The sequence below is a fragment of the Micromonospora sp. NBC_00617 genome (assembly GCF_045161355.1).
Classification (GTDB): domain Bacteria; phylum Actinomycetota; class Actinomycetes; order Mycobacteriales; family Micromonosporaceae; genus Micromonospora.
In genome coordinates, this window is record NZ_CP107751.1 from 164,900 (window position 1) to 180,405 (window position 15,506).

Annotated in this window: 13 protein-coding genes; 6 read left to right on the forward strand and 7 right to left on the reverse strand. The window is 70.9% G+C overall.

The window, feature by feature from the left end; genetic code table 11:
- Positions 1-62 precede the first annotated feature (62 nt).
- From OG505_RS00815 to OG505_RS00835, 5 genes are all read left to right on the forward strand, one after another.
- Positions 63-2,843, forward strand: coding sequence for a BTAD domain-containing putative transcriptional regulator (locus OG505_RS00815; protein ID WP_405434318.1), 2,781 nt, complete (start codon positions 63-65; stop codon positions 2,841-2,843).
- Positions 2,844-2,936: 93 nt separating this feature from the next.
- The gene (locus tag OG505_RS00820; RefSeq protein ID WP_405430261.1) at positions 2,937-3,659 is read left to right on the forward strand and encodes a hypothetical protein; all 723 of its coding nucleotides are present in this window, start codon (positions 2,937-2,939) and stop codon (positions 3,657-3,659) included.
- Positions 3,647-4,552 (forward strand): hypothetical protein, encoded by a 906-nt coding sequence (locus tag OG505_RS00825; protein ID WP_405430262.1) that lies wholly within the window; start codon positions 3,647-3,649, stop codon positions 4,550-4,552. Before OG505_RS00820 ends, OG505_RS00825 begins: the two co-directional genes overlap by 13 nt.
- Positions 4,553-4,650: 98 nt before the next feature.
- Positions 4,651-5,175 carry an orotate phosphoribosyltransferase gene (pyrE, locus tag OG505_RS00830; RefSeq protein ID WP_405430264.1) on the forward strand — a complete coding sequence of 175 codons (525 nt, stop codon included), beginning with the start codon at positions 4,651-4,653 and terminating at the stop codon, positions 5,173-5,175.
- Positions 5,176-5,301: 126 nt separating this feature from the next.
- Positions 5,302-6,489 carry a serine hydrolase domain-containing protein gene (locus OG505_RS00835; protein ID WP_405430265.1) on the forward strand — a complete coding sequence of 396 codons (1,188 nt, stop codon included), beginning with the start codon at positions 5,302-5,304 and terminating at the stop codon, positions 6,487-6,489.
- Between the two features lie 105 nt (positions 6,490-6,594).
- Here OG505_RS00835 and OG505_RS00840 read toward each other — a convergent pair whose 3' ends face one another.
- From OG505_RS00840 to OG505_RS00870, 7 genes are all read right to left on the reverse strand, one after another.
- Entirely contained in the window at positions 6,595-8,565 is a 1,971-nt protein-coding gene (locus OG505_RS00840) for an EAL domain-containing protein (RefSeq protein ID WP_405430266.1), read from the reverse strand.
- Complete coding sequence (locus OG505_RS00845) at positions 8,498-9,103, reverse strand: RNA polymerase sigma factor (protein WP_405434319.1); 606 nt, start codon at positions 9,101-9,103, stop codon at positions 8,498-8,500. The genes OG505_RS00840 and OG505_RS00845 overlap by 68 nt, the downstream gene beginning before the upstream one ends.
- A gap of 5 nt (positions 9,104-9,108) precedes the next feature.
- Positions 9,109-9,402: a hypothetical protein gene (locus OG505_RS00850; protein WP_405430267.1), complete on the reverse strand. Its 294-nt coding sequence runs from the start codon at positions 9,400-9,402 to the stop codon at positions 9,109-9,111.
- A 393-nt stretch (positions 9,403-9,795) separates the two neighbouring features.
- A complete protein-coding gene (locus OG505_RS00855; protein WP_405430268.1) occupies positions 9,796-10,983 on the reverse strand; it encodes an NAD(P)/FAD-dependent oxidoreductase in 1,188 nt (395 codons plus the stop codon).
- Positions 10,984-11,066: 83 nt separating this feature from the next.
- Entirely contained in the window at positions 11,067-12,011 is a 945-nt protein-coding gene (locus tag OG505_RS00860) for an RNA polymerase sigma-70 factor (RefSeq protein WP_405430269.1), read from the reverse strand.
- A 75-nt stretch (positions 12,012-12,086) separates the two neighbouring features.
- Entirely contained in the window at positions 12,087-12,779 is a 693-nt protein-coding gene (locus OG505_RS00865; RefSeq protein WP_405430271.1) for a hypothetical protein, read from the reverse strand.
- A 126-nt stretch (positions 12,780-12,905) separates the two neighbouring features.
- Positions 12,906-13,187, reverse strand: coding sequence for a hypothetical protein (locus OG505_RS00870; RefSeq protein ID WP_405430273.1), 282 nt, complete (start codon positions 13,185-13,187; stop codon positions 12,906-12,908).
- Positions 13,188-14,515: 1,328 nt separating this feature from the next.
- Between OG505_RS00870 and OG505_RS00875 the strand changes: the two genes are divergently transcribed.
- Complete coding sequence (locus tag OG505_RS00875; RefSeq protein WP_405430275.1) at positions 14,516-15,505, forward strand: hypothetical protein; 990 nt, start codon at positions 14,516-14,518, stop codon at positions 15,503-15,505.
- Position 15,506: the final 1 nt, after the last annotated feature.

Below are 15,506 nucleotides of genomic sequence, written 5' to 3' on the forward strand. Positions count from 1 at the left end.
TCGTGTCCATTGCGCGACGAACAGATCGAGCCTGCGGGCTGCGGATTTAGCCTGACCCGGTGATGTCGATGGCTGGCGCGGGCGTACGAGTCCGGCTGCTCGGCCCGGTGGAGGTGGTTGCCGCCGACGGCCCGCAGACGGTGAACGGGCTGCGCCGCAAGGCGGTACTGGCGACGTTGGCGCTGCACGCGGGCCGGGTCGTGAGCGTCGACCGGCTCATCGACGTGGTCTGGGGCGAGCAAATGCCGGCCACCGCGGAGAACACGCTCCAGCGCCACGTCTCCTACCTGCGTGGGGTGCTCGGCGAGCCCGGGTCGATCGTGTCGCGTCGGCCCGGTTACGTGCTCAACACCGGGCCGGAGTCCACGGACGTCCAGGTCGCCGAGCACCTCCTGGAACTGGCCCGCCGCGTGACGGACCGGGCCGAGCAGGTGACCCACCTGACGGAGGCGGTGGCACTGTGGCGCGGACCGCCGCTGGCCGACGTGACCGGGTCCGCCTGGCTCGAGGAGCAGGCGGAATACCTGGCACGCCTGCGGTTGGAGGCCGAACGCGCGCTCGCCGAGGCACGGCTGTCGGTCGGCGAGCACGCTCGGCTCGTCCCCGGGTTGGAACGGCTCGTCCGGCAGCATCCCTTCGACGAACACCTGCACGCGCAGCTGATGCTCGCCCTGTACCGGGACGGCCGGCAGGGCGAAGCGGTCACCACGTACCGGCGGTTGCGCGACGCCCTGCGGGACAACCTCGGCATCGACCCCAGTCCGCGGCTACGAGATCTGGAGCGCGCGATTCTGCGCCAGGACACCGCGATCGCCGCGCCCGCCCCGACGGCGACGGCACGGCCGGTGGCGGTGGCGGCGCAGTTGCCTCCCTGCGTACCGACGTTCACCGGGCGCGACGCGGAACTCGCCGCCCTGGACGCGCTCGTCGACTCCGGTGGCGCCGTGGTGGTGTCCGGCACCGCGGGCGTCGGCAAGACCGCGCTCGCCGTGCACTGGGCGCACCGCGCGGCCGGGCGCTTTCCCGACGGCCAGCTTTACGTCAACCTGCGCGGCTTCGACCCGGCGGCCACACCTACCGAACCGACGCGAGCGCTGCACGGATTCCTGGAGGCGCTCGGCGTTGCGGCGGAGCGGATGCCCAGCGAACCGGACCGGATGGTGAGCTTGTACCGCACGGCGGTGGCCGGCAAGCGTCTGCTGGTGGTGTTGGACAACGCTCGCGATGCGGAACAGGTCCGACCCCTGCTGCCCGGCTCACCCGACTGCCTCGCGATCATCACCAGCCGGGACCAGCTCACCCCGCTGGTCGTCATCGAGAGCGCCCAGCCGGTGATCCTCGACCTGCTGAGTTCCGACGAAGCCCGCCACCTGCTGGTCCGCCGGCTCGGGGCGCACCAGGTCGCCGCCGAACCCGCCGCGGCCGACGACATCGCCGACCGCTGCGCGCGGCTGCCCCTCGCGCTGGCCATCGTCGCGGCCCGAGCCGCCACCAACCGGCGCTTCTCGCTGGCCGCGGTGGCCGGTGAGCTGGGCGACCTGAACGCCTTCCACGGAGGCGACGAGGCCACCGACGTCCGGGCGGTGTTCTCCTGGTCGTGCCGAACGCTCAGCCCACCCGCGGTCCGGCTGTTCCGGCTGCTGAGCCTGCATCCCGGTCCGGACATTTCCGCCCCGGCCGTGGCCAGCCTCGCCGGCGTCACCCCGACGGCGATCGGTCCGCTGCTCACCGAGCTGACCCGGGCGAACCTCCTCACCGAGCACACCTACGGGCGGTACGCGTTCCACGACCTGCTGCGCGCGTACGCGGCAAGCCTCGCCGACGACGCGGAGTCACCGGCCGACCGACAGGACGCCGTGCACCGGTTGCTGGACCACTGCCTGCGCGCGGCACACGCCGCGGACCTCGCACTGCATCCGCACTTCAGCGAGATCAGTCTCCCGCCGCCCCGGCCCGACGTGACGCCGGAGAACCCCGGGAACAAGTCGGCAGCCACGGCGTGGTTCACCGCCGAGGTCCCCGTTCTGCTCGCCGCCGTACCGCTCGCGGCGCGGTCCGGGTTCGAGGGACACGCCTGGCGGCTCGCCTGGGCCATGGCTGGCTTCCTGCACCGGCAGGGGCACTGGCAGGACTGGCTCGGCACGCAGCGGATCGCTCTCGCCGCCGCGTCCCGCATCGGCGATCAGGCCGGGCAGGGCCACGCCCACCGCAGCCTCGGGCTCGCCTGCTCCCGGCTCCGGCGGTACGACGAGGCGGACGACCACCTGCGGCGCGCGCTCGACCTGTTCACCGATGTCGGTGACGACGCCGGGCGGGCACACACCTGCCTCAACCTCGGTCAGCTGGCCGAGCGGCAGGGGCGGCACCACCAGGCGCTCAGCCACTCCCAGCGGGCGCTGACGCTGTTCCGGCGGGCCGGGAACCGGGCCGGGCAGGGGTACACCCTCAACGCGGTCGGTTGGCAGGAAGGGCTGCTCGGCAACTACCACCGTGCCCTCACGTCGTGTGGCGAGGCGCTGCGGATGTTGCAGGAGGTGGACGACGTGCAGGGACAGGCCGACACGTGGGACAGCCTCGGCCACGCCCATCACCAGCTCGGAGACGACCGGCGGGCGGTCGCCTGCTACGAGCACGCCCTCGAACTCTTCGCGCAGGTCCACGACCGGTATGCGGTAGCGAGCACGTACGTCAATCTGGGCGGCAGCCACCGGGCGCTCGCCGACCTGGGCGCCGCCCGTGCCGCGTGGCGCCGCGCCCTGAGCATCCTCGACGACCTCGGCGACGCCGACGCCGACTCGCTGCGCGCCGACCTCGAACAGCTCGACGTCACCCGGCTGTCCTGACGCACCGCGCTTTCCGCGCGGTTTCCGGGCCGCTTCAGCCCGGCTCGGCACTCTTCGGGGATCAGTTTCCTTTCGCCAGGGATGGAGCGTTCGATGAGTCGCTTGGCACGCAACCTCGCGGTGGTGGGGGTGGTCGGCGCGATGGCGCTGGCCACGTCCTCCGCGGCCGTGGCCCAGACCGACAAGCCGCCGACCAAGGGCACCGACTGTCTGGTCCAGTACCTCGACGAGCGCGGCGGGATCATCCGCGCCGAGACCGAACCCGAGGGGCGCGAGCACGGTCAGTTCCGCTGCGTCGCCGGGCAGTGGACGTTCGCCTGGGACCCGTTCGGGGCGGACGACATGATCGTGGCCGACGCGATCTGGGTCGATCCGTCCGGCACTGTCTCGGTCCGGCGGTTCACCGGGCCCGCGCTCGGCAACGACCTCACACTGGGCGAGATCGCCGCCATCGCCCAGGCCGTCACCGGCAGCGGGAAGGTGCTGATCGACCGCGCGATCGTGGCGGTCGACGACGGCAAGGAGCGGACCCCGGAGCAGGTCGAGGCGCTGCTGGCCGGCAAGGACACCACCGGCGTACGCGTGCTGAAGACCATCGAGAAGCCGGACCGCGCCTCGTCGGCGAAGGACGTCATCGACGAGGCCGGCGGCACACCCGAGACCACAGTCGTCTACTTCAGCCTCTGGGGCGCGATCAAGTCGGCGCTCTCATGGGTCGCGGACACGATCGGCGAGATCGGTGAGTGGATCGACCGGCACTGCGGCTGGGGACCCTCTCCCAACGGCCTGGGCGTGGTGATCACATGTCGCTGGTAGCCCGTACGAACCCGACAGCTCTGCGGGACATCGCCAGGCGCGCCACCGTCGTCACCGCTACGCTCGTCGTCGGGCTGGTGGCCTCGTACGCGCCGTCGCAAGCCGCCGAGGACGCGGCCCGGACGACGGTCACCGACCAGCCCGGTGCTCCGGGGATGATGCTGCGCCAGTTCGAGGACCTGACCGGTCGGCCCGTCGGCGATCTGGACACGGTGCTGGCAGTCGACACCGGAGGCCGCGATCTCACCGCCGATCAGCTCGCGGCGCTCGTCGCCGGCGAGAAGGTCGACGGCGTCACGGTCGTGGGCGCGATGCCGGGCGGCCGGGAGATCCTCGGCACGACCATGGCCGACCTGGCCGACGGCGTGTACGACGGCAGAGGTGACAGCGGGACGGCGACCTCCCTGCTGTTCGCCTCGTCCGCGCCCGAGGGCCGGGAGTGGTGCCTGACCATGTGCATGGCCTCGGGCAAGTCCGTCTGGGAGTGCATCCTGTCGCGTCAGGGCGACCAGACTCTCACCCTCGATTTCGGCGGCGACATCACGGTGGGCGGGCTGAAGGCGGCGTTCGAGAAGGCCAACGGCGTCGCCGCCGAGGGGCCGTACACAGTCGACACGTTGACCGGCGACGGCGAGCCGTCGGCGGGGGAGATCGAGACGCTGCTCGACGGCAAGGACGTCGACTCGCTGCGCCGGGTGGCGAGCGTGCCGGGGCCGGACGCCGGGTGGGCGCTGGGCGACGTCGCCGAGAAGTCGGGCGTCCCCTATCTGAAGACGAGGATCCACATCTTCACCGTCGGGCTGCCCGTCCTCGGGAAGGTCATCGTGGTCTGCGTCTCGCACAACGACGGGAAGACCTGGAAGTGCTCGGCCCGCCCGTGGAGTGGGTTCTAGCGGTCGATGAATCCGCTCCGCGTCGACCGGGTCGGTCGACGCGGAGCGGGATCGGGTCAGCTACTGACCGCGTCAGCCGGGATGCGAGGCTGGAGGGCGTGCCGTCCTTACTCGCGCGTCGTGTGTACGAAGCCTGTCACCTGACCGGGTCGTTCCGACTGCGATCCGGTCAGGTGAGCCCCGAGTACTTCGACAAGTATCTGTTCGAGGGGCAGCCCGACCTGTTGCGCGACGTGGCCCAGGCGATGGTCGCGCTGCTGCCCGAGTGCGACGTGCTGGCCGGGATGGAGATGGGCGGCATACCGATCGCCACCGTCATGTCACAGCTGACCGGGCTGCCGACGGTCTTCGTTCGCAAACAGGCCAAGGAGTACGGCACCGGCAAGGCGGCGGAGGGCGGCCCGGTGGACGGCCGGCGCGTCGTGGTGATCGAGGACGTGGTCACGACCGGCGGGGCGCTGCTGGCGTCGTGCCGGCAACTGCGCGCCAGCGGCGCGCTGATCGAAACAGTGGTGTGCGCGATCGACCGTGAGCAGGGCGGGCGGGAGAACCTCGCCGCCGAGGGGCTGGTATTGCGCGCCGCCCTCAGCCGACGGGATCTGGAGCCTCCCGCGTCGACCTGACCGCTTTCCGCTCCGCAACGGGGTAGCGCAGGCTGTACCGCAGGAGGGCAGCAGGAGGGATCGTCCCGACGTCGGAATCCTTGAACCATTGATGGCGTCAAGGAAGTCCGATACCGAGGAGCCGTCATGCAGCTGCACGAGCGCACGTCCACCCGCCGCCGGACCCTGCGGGCGGCCGCCGGCACGCTGGCCGCCGTCGCCGTCCTGACCGGCCCTCCGGCGTTCGCCGCCGCCGAATCCGGTCGGCCCGCCGGCCCACGCGACGCCGTGCAGCGGCAACTGGACCGCCTGGTCAGCGAGGACGGCTTTCCCGGCGTGCTCGCCTCGGTGCGGGGGACCGGCGGACGCGTCCGCGACTACACCGCCGGCGTGAACGACCTCCGCTCGCACGGTCCGGCTCCCCGCGACGGCCGGGTCCGCATCGGCAGCAACACCAAGACCTTCACCGCCGTGGTCGTCCTGCAACTGGTGGGGGAGGGCCGCATCGACCTGGACGCCACGGTCGAGCACTACCTGCCCGGCGTCGTGCGGGGCAACGGCAACGACGGCGGCGCGATCACCGTACGCCAGCTGCTGCAGCAGACGAGCGGCCTGCCCGACTACGACGACGTGCTGTTCACCCAGCCGCAGGACCTGGTCGACAAGAGTCACTCGTACTACCAGCCGCGCCGGCTCGTGGACGCCGCGCTCACGAACGCCCCGCACTTCGCGCCCGGGGCGAAGTGGGAGTACAGCAACACCAACTACGTCCTCGCCGGGCTCATCGTCGAGCAGGTCACCGAACGCCCCATCGGTGAGGAGATCACCGACCGTGTCATCAGGCCGCTCGGTCTGCGCGACACGTACTGGCCGGGCGTCGGGGAGCAGCGCCTGCGGGGCACGCACCCACACGGCTACGTCGCGGTGGCCCCGGGCGCCCAGTGGGTGGACGTCACCGACATGGACCCGTCTCTGGGCTGGGCCGCCGGCCAACTGGTCTCGACCCCGGACGAGCTGCGGACCTTCTTCGAGGCCCTCGTCGGTGGCCGGCTGCTCAAACCCGCGCAGCAGGCGGCCATGATGACGACCGTGCCCGCGCCCGGCTTCGAGCCGACCGGCGAGTACGAGTACGGGCTGGGCATCGCCCGGCACGAGCTGCCCTGCGGCGGCGACGCCTGGGGTCACGGCGGCGACATCCAGGGCTTCGAGACCCGCAACCTCGTCACCGAGGACGGCCGCGGCGCCGTCGTCGCCGTGACCGGTCTGCCGACCGGTGAGAAGATGCTCGCCGACGTGAACGAGAGCGTCGACACGGCGCTGTGCGCCACGCCTTGAGCGCGGACCGCGTTGATCGGCTCATCCGCCGCCCCGGTGGACCGGTACACACCGATCCGCACGGGGCGGCATCGCGCCGTCGAGTGTCAACCCCTGCCGAGAACGTCAGCCCATGGCGGTGTGCTGCGGAGGGAGCCGGAGCTCGAACTCGATCGTTCGCACCTGTTGCTCCACGTTCACCGCTATCGGTTCTGGCCTTCCAGTCTGATATCCCTGAGCGAAGTCGACTCCGCAGCTCTTCAAGAGAGTCAGCGTCGACTCGTCTTGGACATATTCGGCGGCGACCCGGATGCCGAGCGTGTGACAGAGGTTTACCAGCGTCGACACGACGGCCTGGTCCGCCGGCGACCGGCAAAGATCGACGATGAACACACCATCGATCTTGACGAGGTCGACCGGCAGGAACTTCAGGTGGACGAGGGCACCGTATCCCGTACCGAAGTCGTCAAGTGCGAGTTGGCAGCCGATCTGCCTGATGCCGGTGGCGAAGGCCAGGGCACCGTTCCGGTTCTCGATGAGGGTGGTCTCGGTAATTTCGAAGGTCAGACACTCAGGGTTGACCTTGTGACGGCGGATCGCCTCGGTGACGTACGTGAGCAGTCCGGGGTCGGCGAGGGACTTGCCGGAGATGTTGACCTGATAGTGGGAGGTCTGCGCCCCCCGGCCGATCAGTTCGAGGGCGTGGTCGATGACCCACTTGTCCACGGTGAGGATCTCGCCGACGCGCTCGGCCATCTCGAGGAAGGCCCACGGCGCCATGGGCTCGCCGGCGTCGCTGCGAACTCGCAGCAGGATCTCGTGGCGAGTGACCTCGTTGAGGCCGAGGTCGACGATGGGCTGAGCGTAGAGGGCGAACCTGTTGGCCGACACGGCATGCCGTACCCGGGCTCGGCAGCGGTCCACGCGATCCGCGTCCGTGACAGGCCGGTCGAGAACCGAGACCGGCAGGCCGTTGCGTCGCGCGTCGCGGGCGGCGTGCTCGCCGTCGATGAGCAGGTCGAACCCGGTGGCCGTGGCGTCACTGCCGAAATGAACCAGTCCCGCCGACGTGCTCAGACGCACCGTCCGGTGCTGAACGCTGAACAAGTGCCGCCGGAAGGTGTCGACGATCCTGGCAGCCAGGTTTCCCGGATCAGAGGCGTGCTTCTCCTTCGCCGGTGCCACGAGCACGGCCCAGAGACCGGGGCCGACCAGCCCGCAGACCACCTCGTCGCCAACCATCGTGCGCAGGAGCCGTGCCACCTCTCCGGTCAGCTGGTCGTGATTCTCGTCGGTGATCGCATCGGGCAGTCGGGTGGTGGGCTCGGTCGCCACGACGACAAGGGCCCCGCCGGTGGTACGGCGGGCCTGGTCGATCTCGTCGATGAGGTAGCTGCGGGTCGGTAGGCCGGTCGCGGTGTCGAGCGCCGCCAGGTCGGCACAGAGCATCCGGCTCCGGGTGGACAGGCGACTGCGTTCCTGCCGGGCCAGCTCGAATGCCGTGGCGTCCTCTCCGGTGGCGATGATCCCCGTCGGTTTGCCTGCGGCGGTGAGGATTTCGATGTGGCAGTGCAGGTGACGGACACTGCCTCCGGGCTGTATCACTCGGAACGTGGCCTCTTCCGGGCTCCGCCGCTCCCACGCCCTCCGAACGACGTCGCGGACGAAGTCCACGTCCGCAGGGTGCACGAGGTCGGCGAGTACCCGTGGAGTGAGACGCAGCGTTCCCGGCGGATGTCCCCAGATCATCGCCATCTCGTCGGACCAGACGAGCCGCGCGAACGCCTCGCTCTTACCGATGCCACACGACCAGGTGATCGTTCCGAGCTTGGCCAACTGCGCGGAGCGCGCGATCCTGGTCGCCTCGTCGACCTCTGTGGTCAGCGGGTCGACGACGTCGGTGTCGGAGATGATCTCGTAACCCTCGGCGATGGAGAGGTCGTACTGGCTCTGGACCGCCCGTGCGACGCGACGCGCGCGGGCGAGCTCCAGCGGGCTGGGCGGCCTCGTCTCGGCGAGCTTCAGAATGTCATCGAGATCCACGACTGCCTCCCGGGCGCCTGCGGCTGTCGTAACCAGCTTCCTGGGCCAGTTCACGGAGCCGCCGTTTCGCGGCGAGCTTGTACGAGCGGATGCTGCTCTCGGCCAACCCCATGAGGCGGGCGATCTCGTGATTGGTGAAGCCTGCGCGCTCCAGCTCGAACACCTCGGCGTGTCGCGACGGTAGCTGGTGCAGCCAGCTCCGCAGCAACTCCTCTGCTTCCCAGGAGTCGGCGGCGCCTCCGTGCAGCACCGGAGGGAGGTCCTCCGGCGCTACCGCCGCTTCGCGCTGACGCCGCTGCTGCTCCTTGCGGATCTTGTTCCGGGCCGTGACGATCAGCCAGCCGATCGGCTTGGCGTGGGTTCGGATCTTCGGCCACTGGACGCGTCCGTGCAGGTACGCGTCGTTGAGGGCGTCCTGAACCAGCTCGCGGTCCCGACATCCCGCCAGGAGAATTCGTTCGACTATGTGATACCCCGTTTCCGCGAAGGTGGCAAACTCCCGGTCATGCTCGGCCTTGCAGCGCGCAGCCTCCGCTTCGCGCGCCGCCGCACTGTCGGCTGGCTCCGGCATCCGGGCTGCGGTGCCCTCCATCCCGATCACGCGACTTCCCGGTGGCTCGCGCACCGCACCCCGCCGCAGCCGTCCAGGTCCACCTCGCGCTGCCCGTCACGATCACGTTCCACGATTCGCACGACGTGTCGGCCGGCCTCGGCCAGGTCGGTCAGGCCAGCCATCCGGGTGGCGGCACGTCTCGACGCCTCGCGTTCCTCGTGCAGGCGTGTTCGGTACGCGAGGTAGGCCCGTACCAGCCCTGCCACCGGGCCGGCGACGGCCAGCGCCAGAGCCAACACTCCGTAACCGGAGAGCGGTGCCGCCAACGTCTCGTTCATCGTTCTCCCTTGTCGCCTCGGTCCGCCAATTACTATCCGTGGCGACAAGCGAATGTAGATGCCTCACTGCGCGTAATCTTGGCAGAGATCACTGATCAAGGGATTGCACTGGGAACACGTCGCAAAGTTACCGATAGACCACTGTGCGCACGAGGAGTCAACTGTGGAGGGGTGACCATGGCGCACGCCTCTTCCGCTAACTCTTGGTAGCTGAATGGCCACCTTTCCTGTTGCAGGTCGCGTCACGCTCAGTTGGCGAGACGGAGCCGGGCGGGAGGTCGTCGGCCAACTCTGCGGGACGCTCACCAACGAGCGCCTGACCCGGGGTAGGGCAGTACCCGGCCGGTCTCCATCGCCGCCTCCCTGCGGATCGCGGACCTGCGCGCCACCCGGTCACGACACCGTCGCGGCGGTCTCCGTCCGGGTGGCGGTGACGCGGCGGCGGCGCACCGGGTAGGGGATCGGGTGGGAGATGCTCCAGGCGGCGCCCCTGCACACGACCTCCTTGTAGCGGGCCGCCAGCCTCCCGGTGAGCTGGGACGGCCTGGCCCGGTCGTCGGCGGTCACGTACTGGATGATGCCGTCGCGGCGGCCGAGGCTGATGCACTGGTTGAAGTAGCGCAGCGGGGCCTTCGGGATCTTCACCTGACCGGTCAGGCGCGCGGCGATGGCGTCGGCGGCCTGCCAGGCCATCGGGACTCCCGAGGCGCACGACATCCGCAGGGGCTTGCCGCCCGGCCCGTCGGCGAGTCCGGCGTCGCCGACGGCGTACACCTCGGGGTGCGAGACGGAGCGCATGGTGTCGTCGACGACGATCTGCCCGGTGGCCGCGACCGTCAGGGTCGTGGCGGCGGCGATGGGGTGGACGGCGAAGCCGGCCGTCCACACGGTCACCTGCGCCGGGATCGTCCGACCGTCGCCGGTGACGACGCCGGTCGCCTCCACCCGGGCGATGTCGGTGTGCTCGTGGACGGTGATGCCGAGCCGGGCCGTGACGCCCCGCAGGTGCTGTCGCGCCTTCCCGCTGAGCCAGTCACCGAGGCCGCCGCGGGTGGCGAGCGCGACGTCGAGGTCGGGCCGGGCCTCGGCGATCTCGGTGGCCGCTTCGAGGCCGGTGAGGCCCCCGCCGACGACGAGCACGGTCGCGCCGGCCGCGAGCCGGGCGAGACGGTCACGCAACCGCAGCGCCGACGGCCGGCCGGCGACGTCGTACGCGTGCTCGGCGACACCGGGCACGCCGTGGTCGGCGGCGGCGCTGCCGAGGGCGTAGACGAGGGTGTCGTACGCGATCTCGTCGGCGCCGCGCTCGTCGGTCAGCGCGACGGTCCTGCGGTCGACGTCGACGGCGGTCACCCGGGCCCGTCGCAGCCGCACGCCGGTGCCCGCGTACACCTGGCTCAGCTCGTGGCGCTTGAGGTCCTGGCCGGTGGCGAGCTGGTGCATGCGGACCCGCTCGACGAAGTCGGCGTCGGCGTTGACGACGGTGATCTCGATGTCGTCGGGGTGCAGTCGCCGGGCGAGGCGGCCGGCGGCGATCGCTCCGGCGTAGCCGGCTCCGAGGACGACGATGCGGTGCTTCATGGCGGCACTCCTGTCTCGGTGGATGGTCGCTTCCTGAACCGGACGGCGACGCGATTACTGACAGGAGGCGGCTATGACCTGGGTCACCAGACGTGCAGGAGCGGTTCGGGGTGCTCGGCGGTGGACCACTGGCGGGTGACGCGTTCGAGCTTGTCGGGGTTGACCTGGACGCGGATGGCCGCGACACCGTCGGGTGTCACCTCCAGGGACATGACGCCGACGACCTGCTGGCCGGTCACGACCACCACCGCGGGGCCGCCGTTGACGACCTCGGCGTAGAGGGCGGGCCTGCCGCTGACCAGGTTCCGCTTGACGTCGCTGGGCCGGAACAGACCCCGCAGGAACTTCGCCACCGCCAGCGCGCCGGTGATCGGGGTGGTGCGGGCCGGGATCTTGCCGCCGCCGTCGCCGACGCTTGTCGCGTCGTCGGTGAGCAACTCCACCAACCGCTGAATCTCGCCGTTGTTGGCGGCCGTCAGGAACTCGGTGACGATCTTGCGCGCGGCGGCGTCGTCGACCTCCGCGCGGGCCCGGCCGGCGGTGACGTGCTGCCTGGCACGCCGGTAGATCTGCTGGCAGTTCGCCTCGCTGACGCCGAGGATCTCGGCGATCTCACCGTGCGGGTAGCCGAACGCCTCGCGCAGCACGTACACCGCGCGCTCGTTGGGTGACAGCCGCTCCATGAGGGTGAGCACCGCCATGGAGACCGATTCGCGCTGCTCGACGGTGTCGACCGGGCCGAGCATCCGGTCCCCGGCGAGGACCGGCTCGGGAAGCCACGTGCCCACGTACGTCTCCCGCCGGGCGCGCGCCGAGGTGAGCTGGTTGAGGCACAGGTTGGTGAGCACCCTCGTCAGCCACGCCTCGGGCGTCTCGACGTGCTCCCGGTCGGCGGCCTGCCAGCGCAGGAACGTGTCCTGGACGGCGTCCTCGGCGTCGCTCGCCGAGCCCAGCAGTCGATAGGCGATCGCCTCCAGGCGGGCCCGGGCGCGCTCGAACACCTCGACCTCGTCCGGACGCAGCGGCATGGGTCGACAGTAGCCGCGTCCGGGCCCGGCTCACGGGCCGGGCCGGGATCGATCCCGGGACCGCTCGCCCCGACCTCAGCAGGCGGAACGGACGTGGCTGTCCCGGTACCAGGAGCAGACTTTGGACACCCCGCGCGCCTCCGCCAAGGTGCGGCGCAGCCCTTCCTGCGCGGTCCTCGAAAGGCCGGGTGTGAACTCGACGGTGACGGTCGGCCCTTCGCCGTCGACCGGGTATGTGATGTGGAAGCCGTTGATGCGGGAGTCCACCGTGCCGTCCGCGCCCCGGACGATGTGCTCCGCCTCCGTCGGGGTCGCCCCGGATGCGGCATCGGTGTGGACGACGAATCCGGCCGGTGGGGACGTCAGCGTGCGGTGCACCGCGCCGGCCGACCCCACGATCGCGACGACGGCCAGCGCCGTGCCGACGAGCACCGACAGCCGAGCCCGCCACGGCGACCGACGCGGATCCGCCGTCGTGGCCAGGAGGATCAGCACGGCCGGCAGGAGCCAGGTGAACACACCCTGGAGAGCCAGGGCGAACTCCACGACGCCAACGACGAGACAGGCGCGGGCGAACAGTCCACGCCGGAGGAAGAGCAGGGGTACGGCGGTGATGGCAACCGGGATCCACGAGACCCGGAAGGCCACGGTGTCGCCCTCCGTCTGATACTGCCAACCGGCGAGGAGCGTGGCGGCCACGAGCGCCGCCAGCACGAGGGCGCGCGGCCACGCGTGGACCTTCTCCGCCGCCAGGGTCGGTGTCGTCACGAGAGGCAGTGTGCCGACCCACGGCAACCCTGCCAAGGGCACCGGCGGACGTGCCCGGAGACGTCGTCCTGCCCGAGCTGACAGCACTGGTCGCCTAGGAATTAGGCCCATGAGCGCCGGGGGCGGTCACTGGTCGACGACCGCTGCCACGGCTGAACGCTGCGGCCACGTCTCGTCGGTCATGCAGTCGGTGAGGCAGGAGAGGCTGAACGCCAGCGGCCATGAGGCGCTGTGGCGGTTCTCGGCGGGCAACAGGGCCAGCGGGGCGTCGGGATCCCACTCGGAGGTGGGCGGGACGTGCACGGCCAGCACCTCACCGACGTACGGCCGCTCGGTCCAGCGGACGGCCCGGCGCAGCACCTGCTCGGCCGTGACCTTGAGTAGGGTGACCGTGCAGAACTCGGGCATGCCACCGCGGCTCATCCACCGGCCGAAGCCGAGGACCGCGCTCTCGGCGATCTCGTGTGGTTCGAGGTGGCACTCCTCGCGCAGCTCCCGGAGCGCGCCAGCGACGATGACCTCCTGGAGGCTGGGCGCGGCGCCCCCCCCGCCGACGCGTCCTGCGGCTCCAGCGAGCCGGACCCGTGGGGGCGATCAGCCCGGGGCTGCCCACGTTGTCCCGGGTCTGCGCGACGAGCAGGAGCTGCCCGTCGATGGTGAACGCCAGGGTGGAGATTCCCACGACGTTCGCCAGCCGGCTGTCGGCGAACCCGCCCAGCCGGCTGCGATGGTCGAGGAGCAGGTCCCGTCCGCGCATCGCGAGGGTGTTCCGGCCCGCCTCGTAGACGTCGTAGGGGGCGAGGAGGTTGCTGCAGAAGAAGTCGAAGTACTGCGCCGGCCGCAGCGTGACCACCGCATCGTCGGCGCCGGTCGGCAGGTCGTCGGCGAGGCCCAGCGACGCACCGTTGTACATGGCCGCCGTCCGGGCGTGCCGGGCCAGGAAGTCGAACGACCAGCGGCGCAGGTCCCGACCGAGGACGTAGCTTGTCGGCGACACGACGCAGCGGACGCGCTGGCCACGCAGCTGGCTGCTCTCGGCGGTGGGGACGACGCCCGTGCTGTGGGCGCTTGTCAGGACCCGCTTCGGGCCGGGCACCTGCTCGGCGATGTCCCGGTAGTCGTCGCCGTCGCGGGGTGGAAGCGGAACTGCCGGGTGCGTCGACGGTTGGCGACGATCTCCAGGGCCGACACCAGGACGTTTTCGGTCGCGCCTGACGGAGACGACCGCATGGTACCCGCAGAGCAAACCGTCACATTCCCGCCGAGTTGCCGTGCAAGTTTACGAATGTGTCCGCGGCTTCGCCGTACGCCGCGCCGTGGTGTCGGGCGGTCGCGCAGGTCACGCGCCCGCCGGGCCCTGCACGGTTGTCGCCAACCGGACAGGACGGTGAAGCCCCTGGTGGAGCACGCTAGGGGCAGGCGGAGAGGCGGACGGATGTCGGGCCACACCCCAGTCCTTTGGCCCGGTACGGACAGCATCGTCCGTGCCGGTGCCGCCCACACCCAGCCCGGCCGCGTCGGCGCGGACACGGCGGTCAGGCGACGCCGTCCACCGGCCGCGCCGCTCACGTGCCCCGCCGGCCCTCACACACCGGGGATCCCGCCCGGTCCGGTGTCGCTCACCCGCGCGTCCGGCCCCGGCAACCTCATCAGAAAGGCTGGCCTGTCATGGCAACTCCTACCGCGACCGCCACCGTGGTCATCGACCCGCTCGCCGTGTACCCGGCGGTGGCGTGATGCCCCGGGTCACCGACACCGTGAGCCAACCGGTCCTCGGGGGCTACTACCTGTCCGGCGGCGCCGACCCGACGGCCGACATGGCCGGCGGCAACTTCCGCTCGCTGACCCAGTACCGCAGCTTCGCCGACGGGTACATCTTTCCCGGCTACAACCGGCCGTGGCTCATCAAACTGGGCAAGGCCGGGGTGCAGATCAACATGGTCCTGGAGCTGAAGCACTACGGTGCTCCGAACGCCGGGCCGCAGACCTTCACCGTGGACGGCGTCTCCTACACCGTGCCGGCGCCGGCGATGACCATCCAGCAGCGCCCCGGCACCACCTGGCCGAAGGCGTACGGGTACAACCAGGTGGTCGGCGGCGAGTGCGACGGGTTGTTCGCGCGGGCCCTGTCCCAGTACCGGACGCTCGGGTTCGGGGTGAACATCCAGATCGCGTCCGAGTTGGACACCGACCACGAGTTCGGTACCACCGAGAGCGGCAAGGCGTACACCTGGGCCGGGTCCGACTGGCGGGCAGTGCAGGCGGTGAACTACATCCTCACCTGGTTCAAGGCCCGCACCCCGCCCCCCGGGACCACCTTCTCGGTCGGGGTGGGCGGCTTCGACCGGGCCTGCTATCAGCGCACCCACCCGGAGTCGCTGATGTCGCGGCTGGACTTCCTGCACTGGAACGCCTACGCCACCGCCGCAGGCCAGACCGCGCTGGCCCGCTTCCGCCGGACGAAGGACTGGGCGGTGGCCGATCTCGGCCCGGTAGCGCTGTCCCGACCCGTGATCATCGCGGAGTACGGGGTGCGGGTGGCCGAGATCCCGAACCAGGCCGCCTGGATCGCCACCGTTCCCGCCGCGATCGGGCAGCTCAACGCCGAGCGGGGGCCGTGGATCGCGCGGACCAACTACTTCAACTCCGGGTGGGGCACCCTGGTTCCCAAGGCGGCCGGGCTGGCGGCGCTGCGGGCCGCGTACGCCACCCGGCCGTACGTCTGAG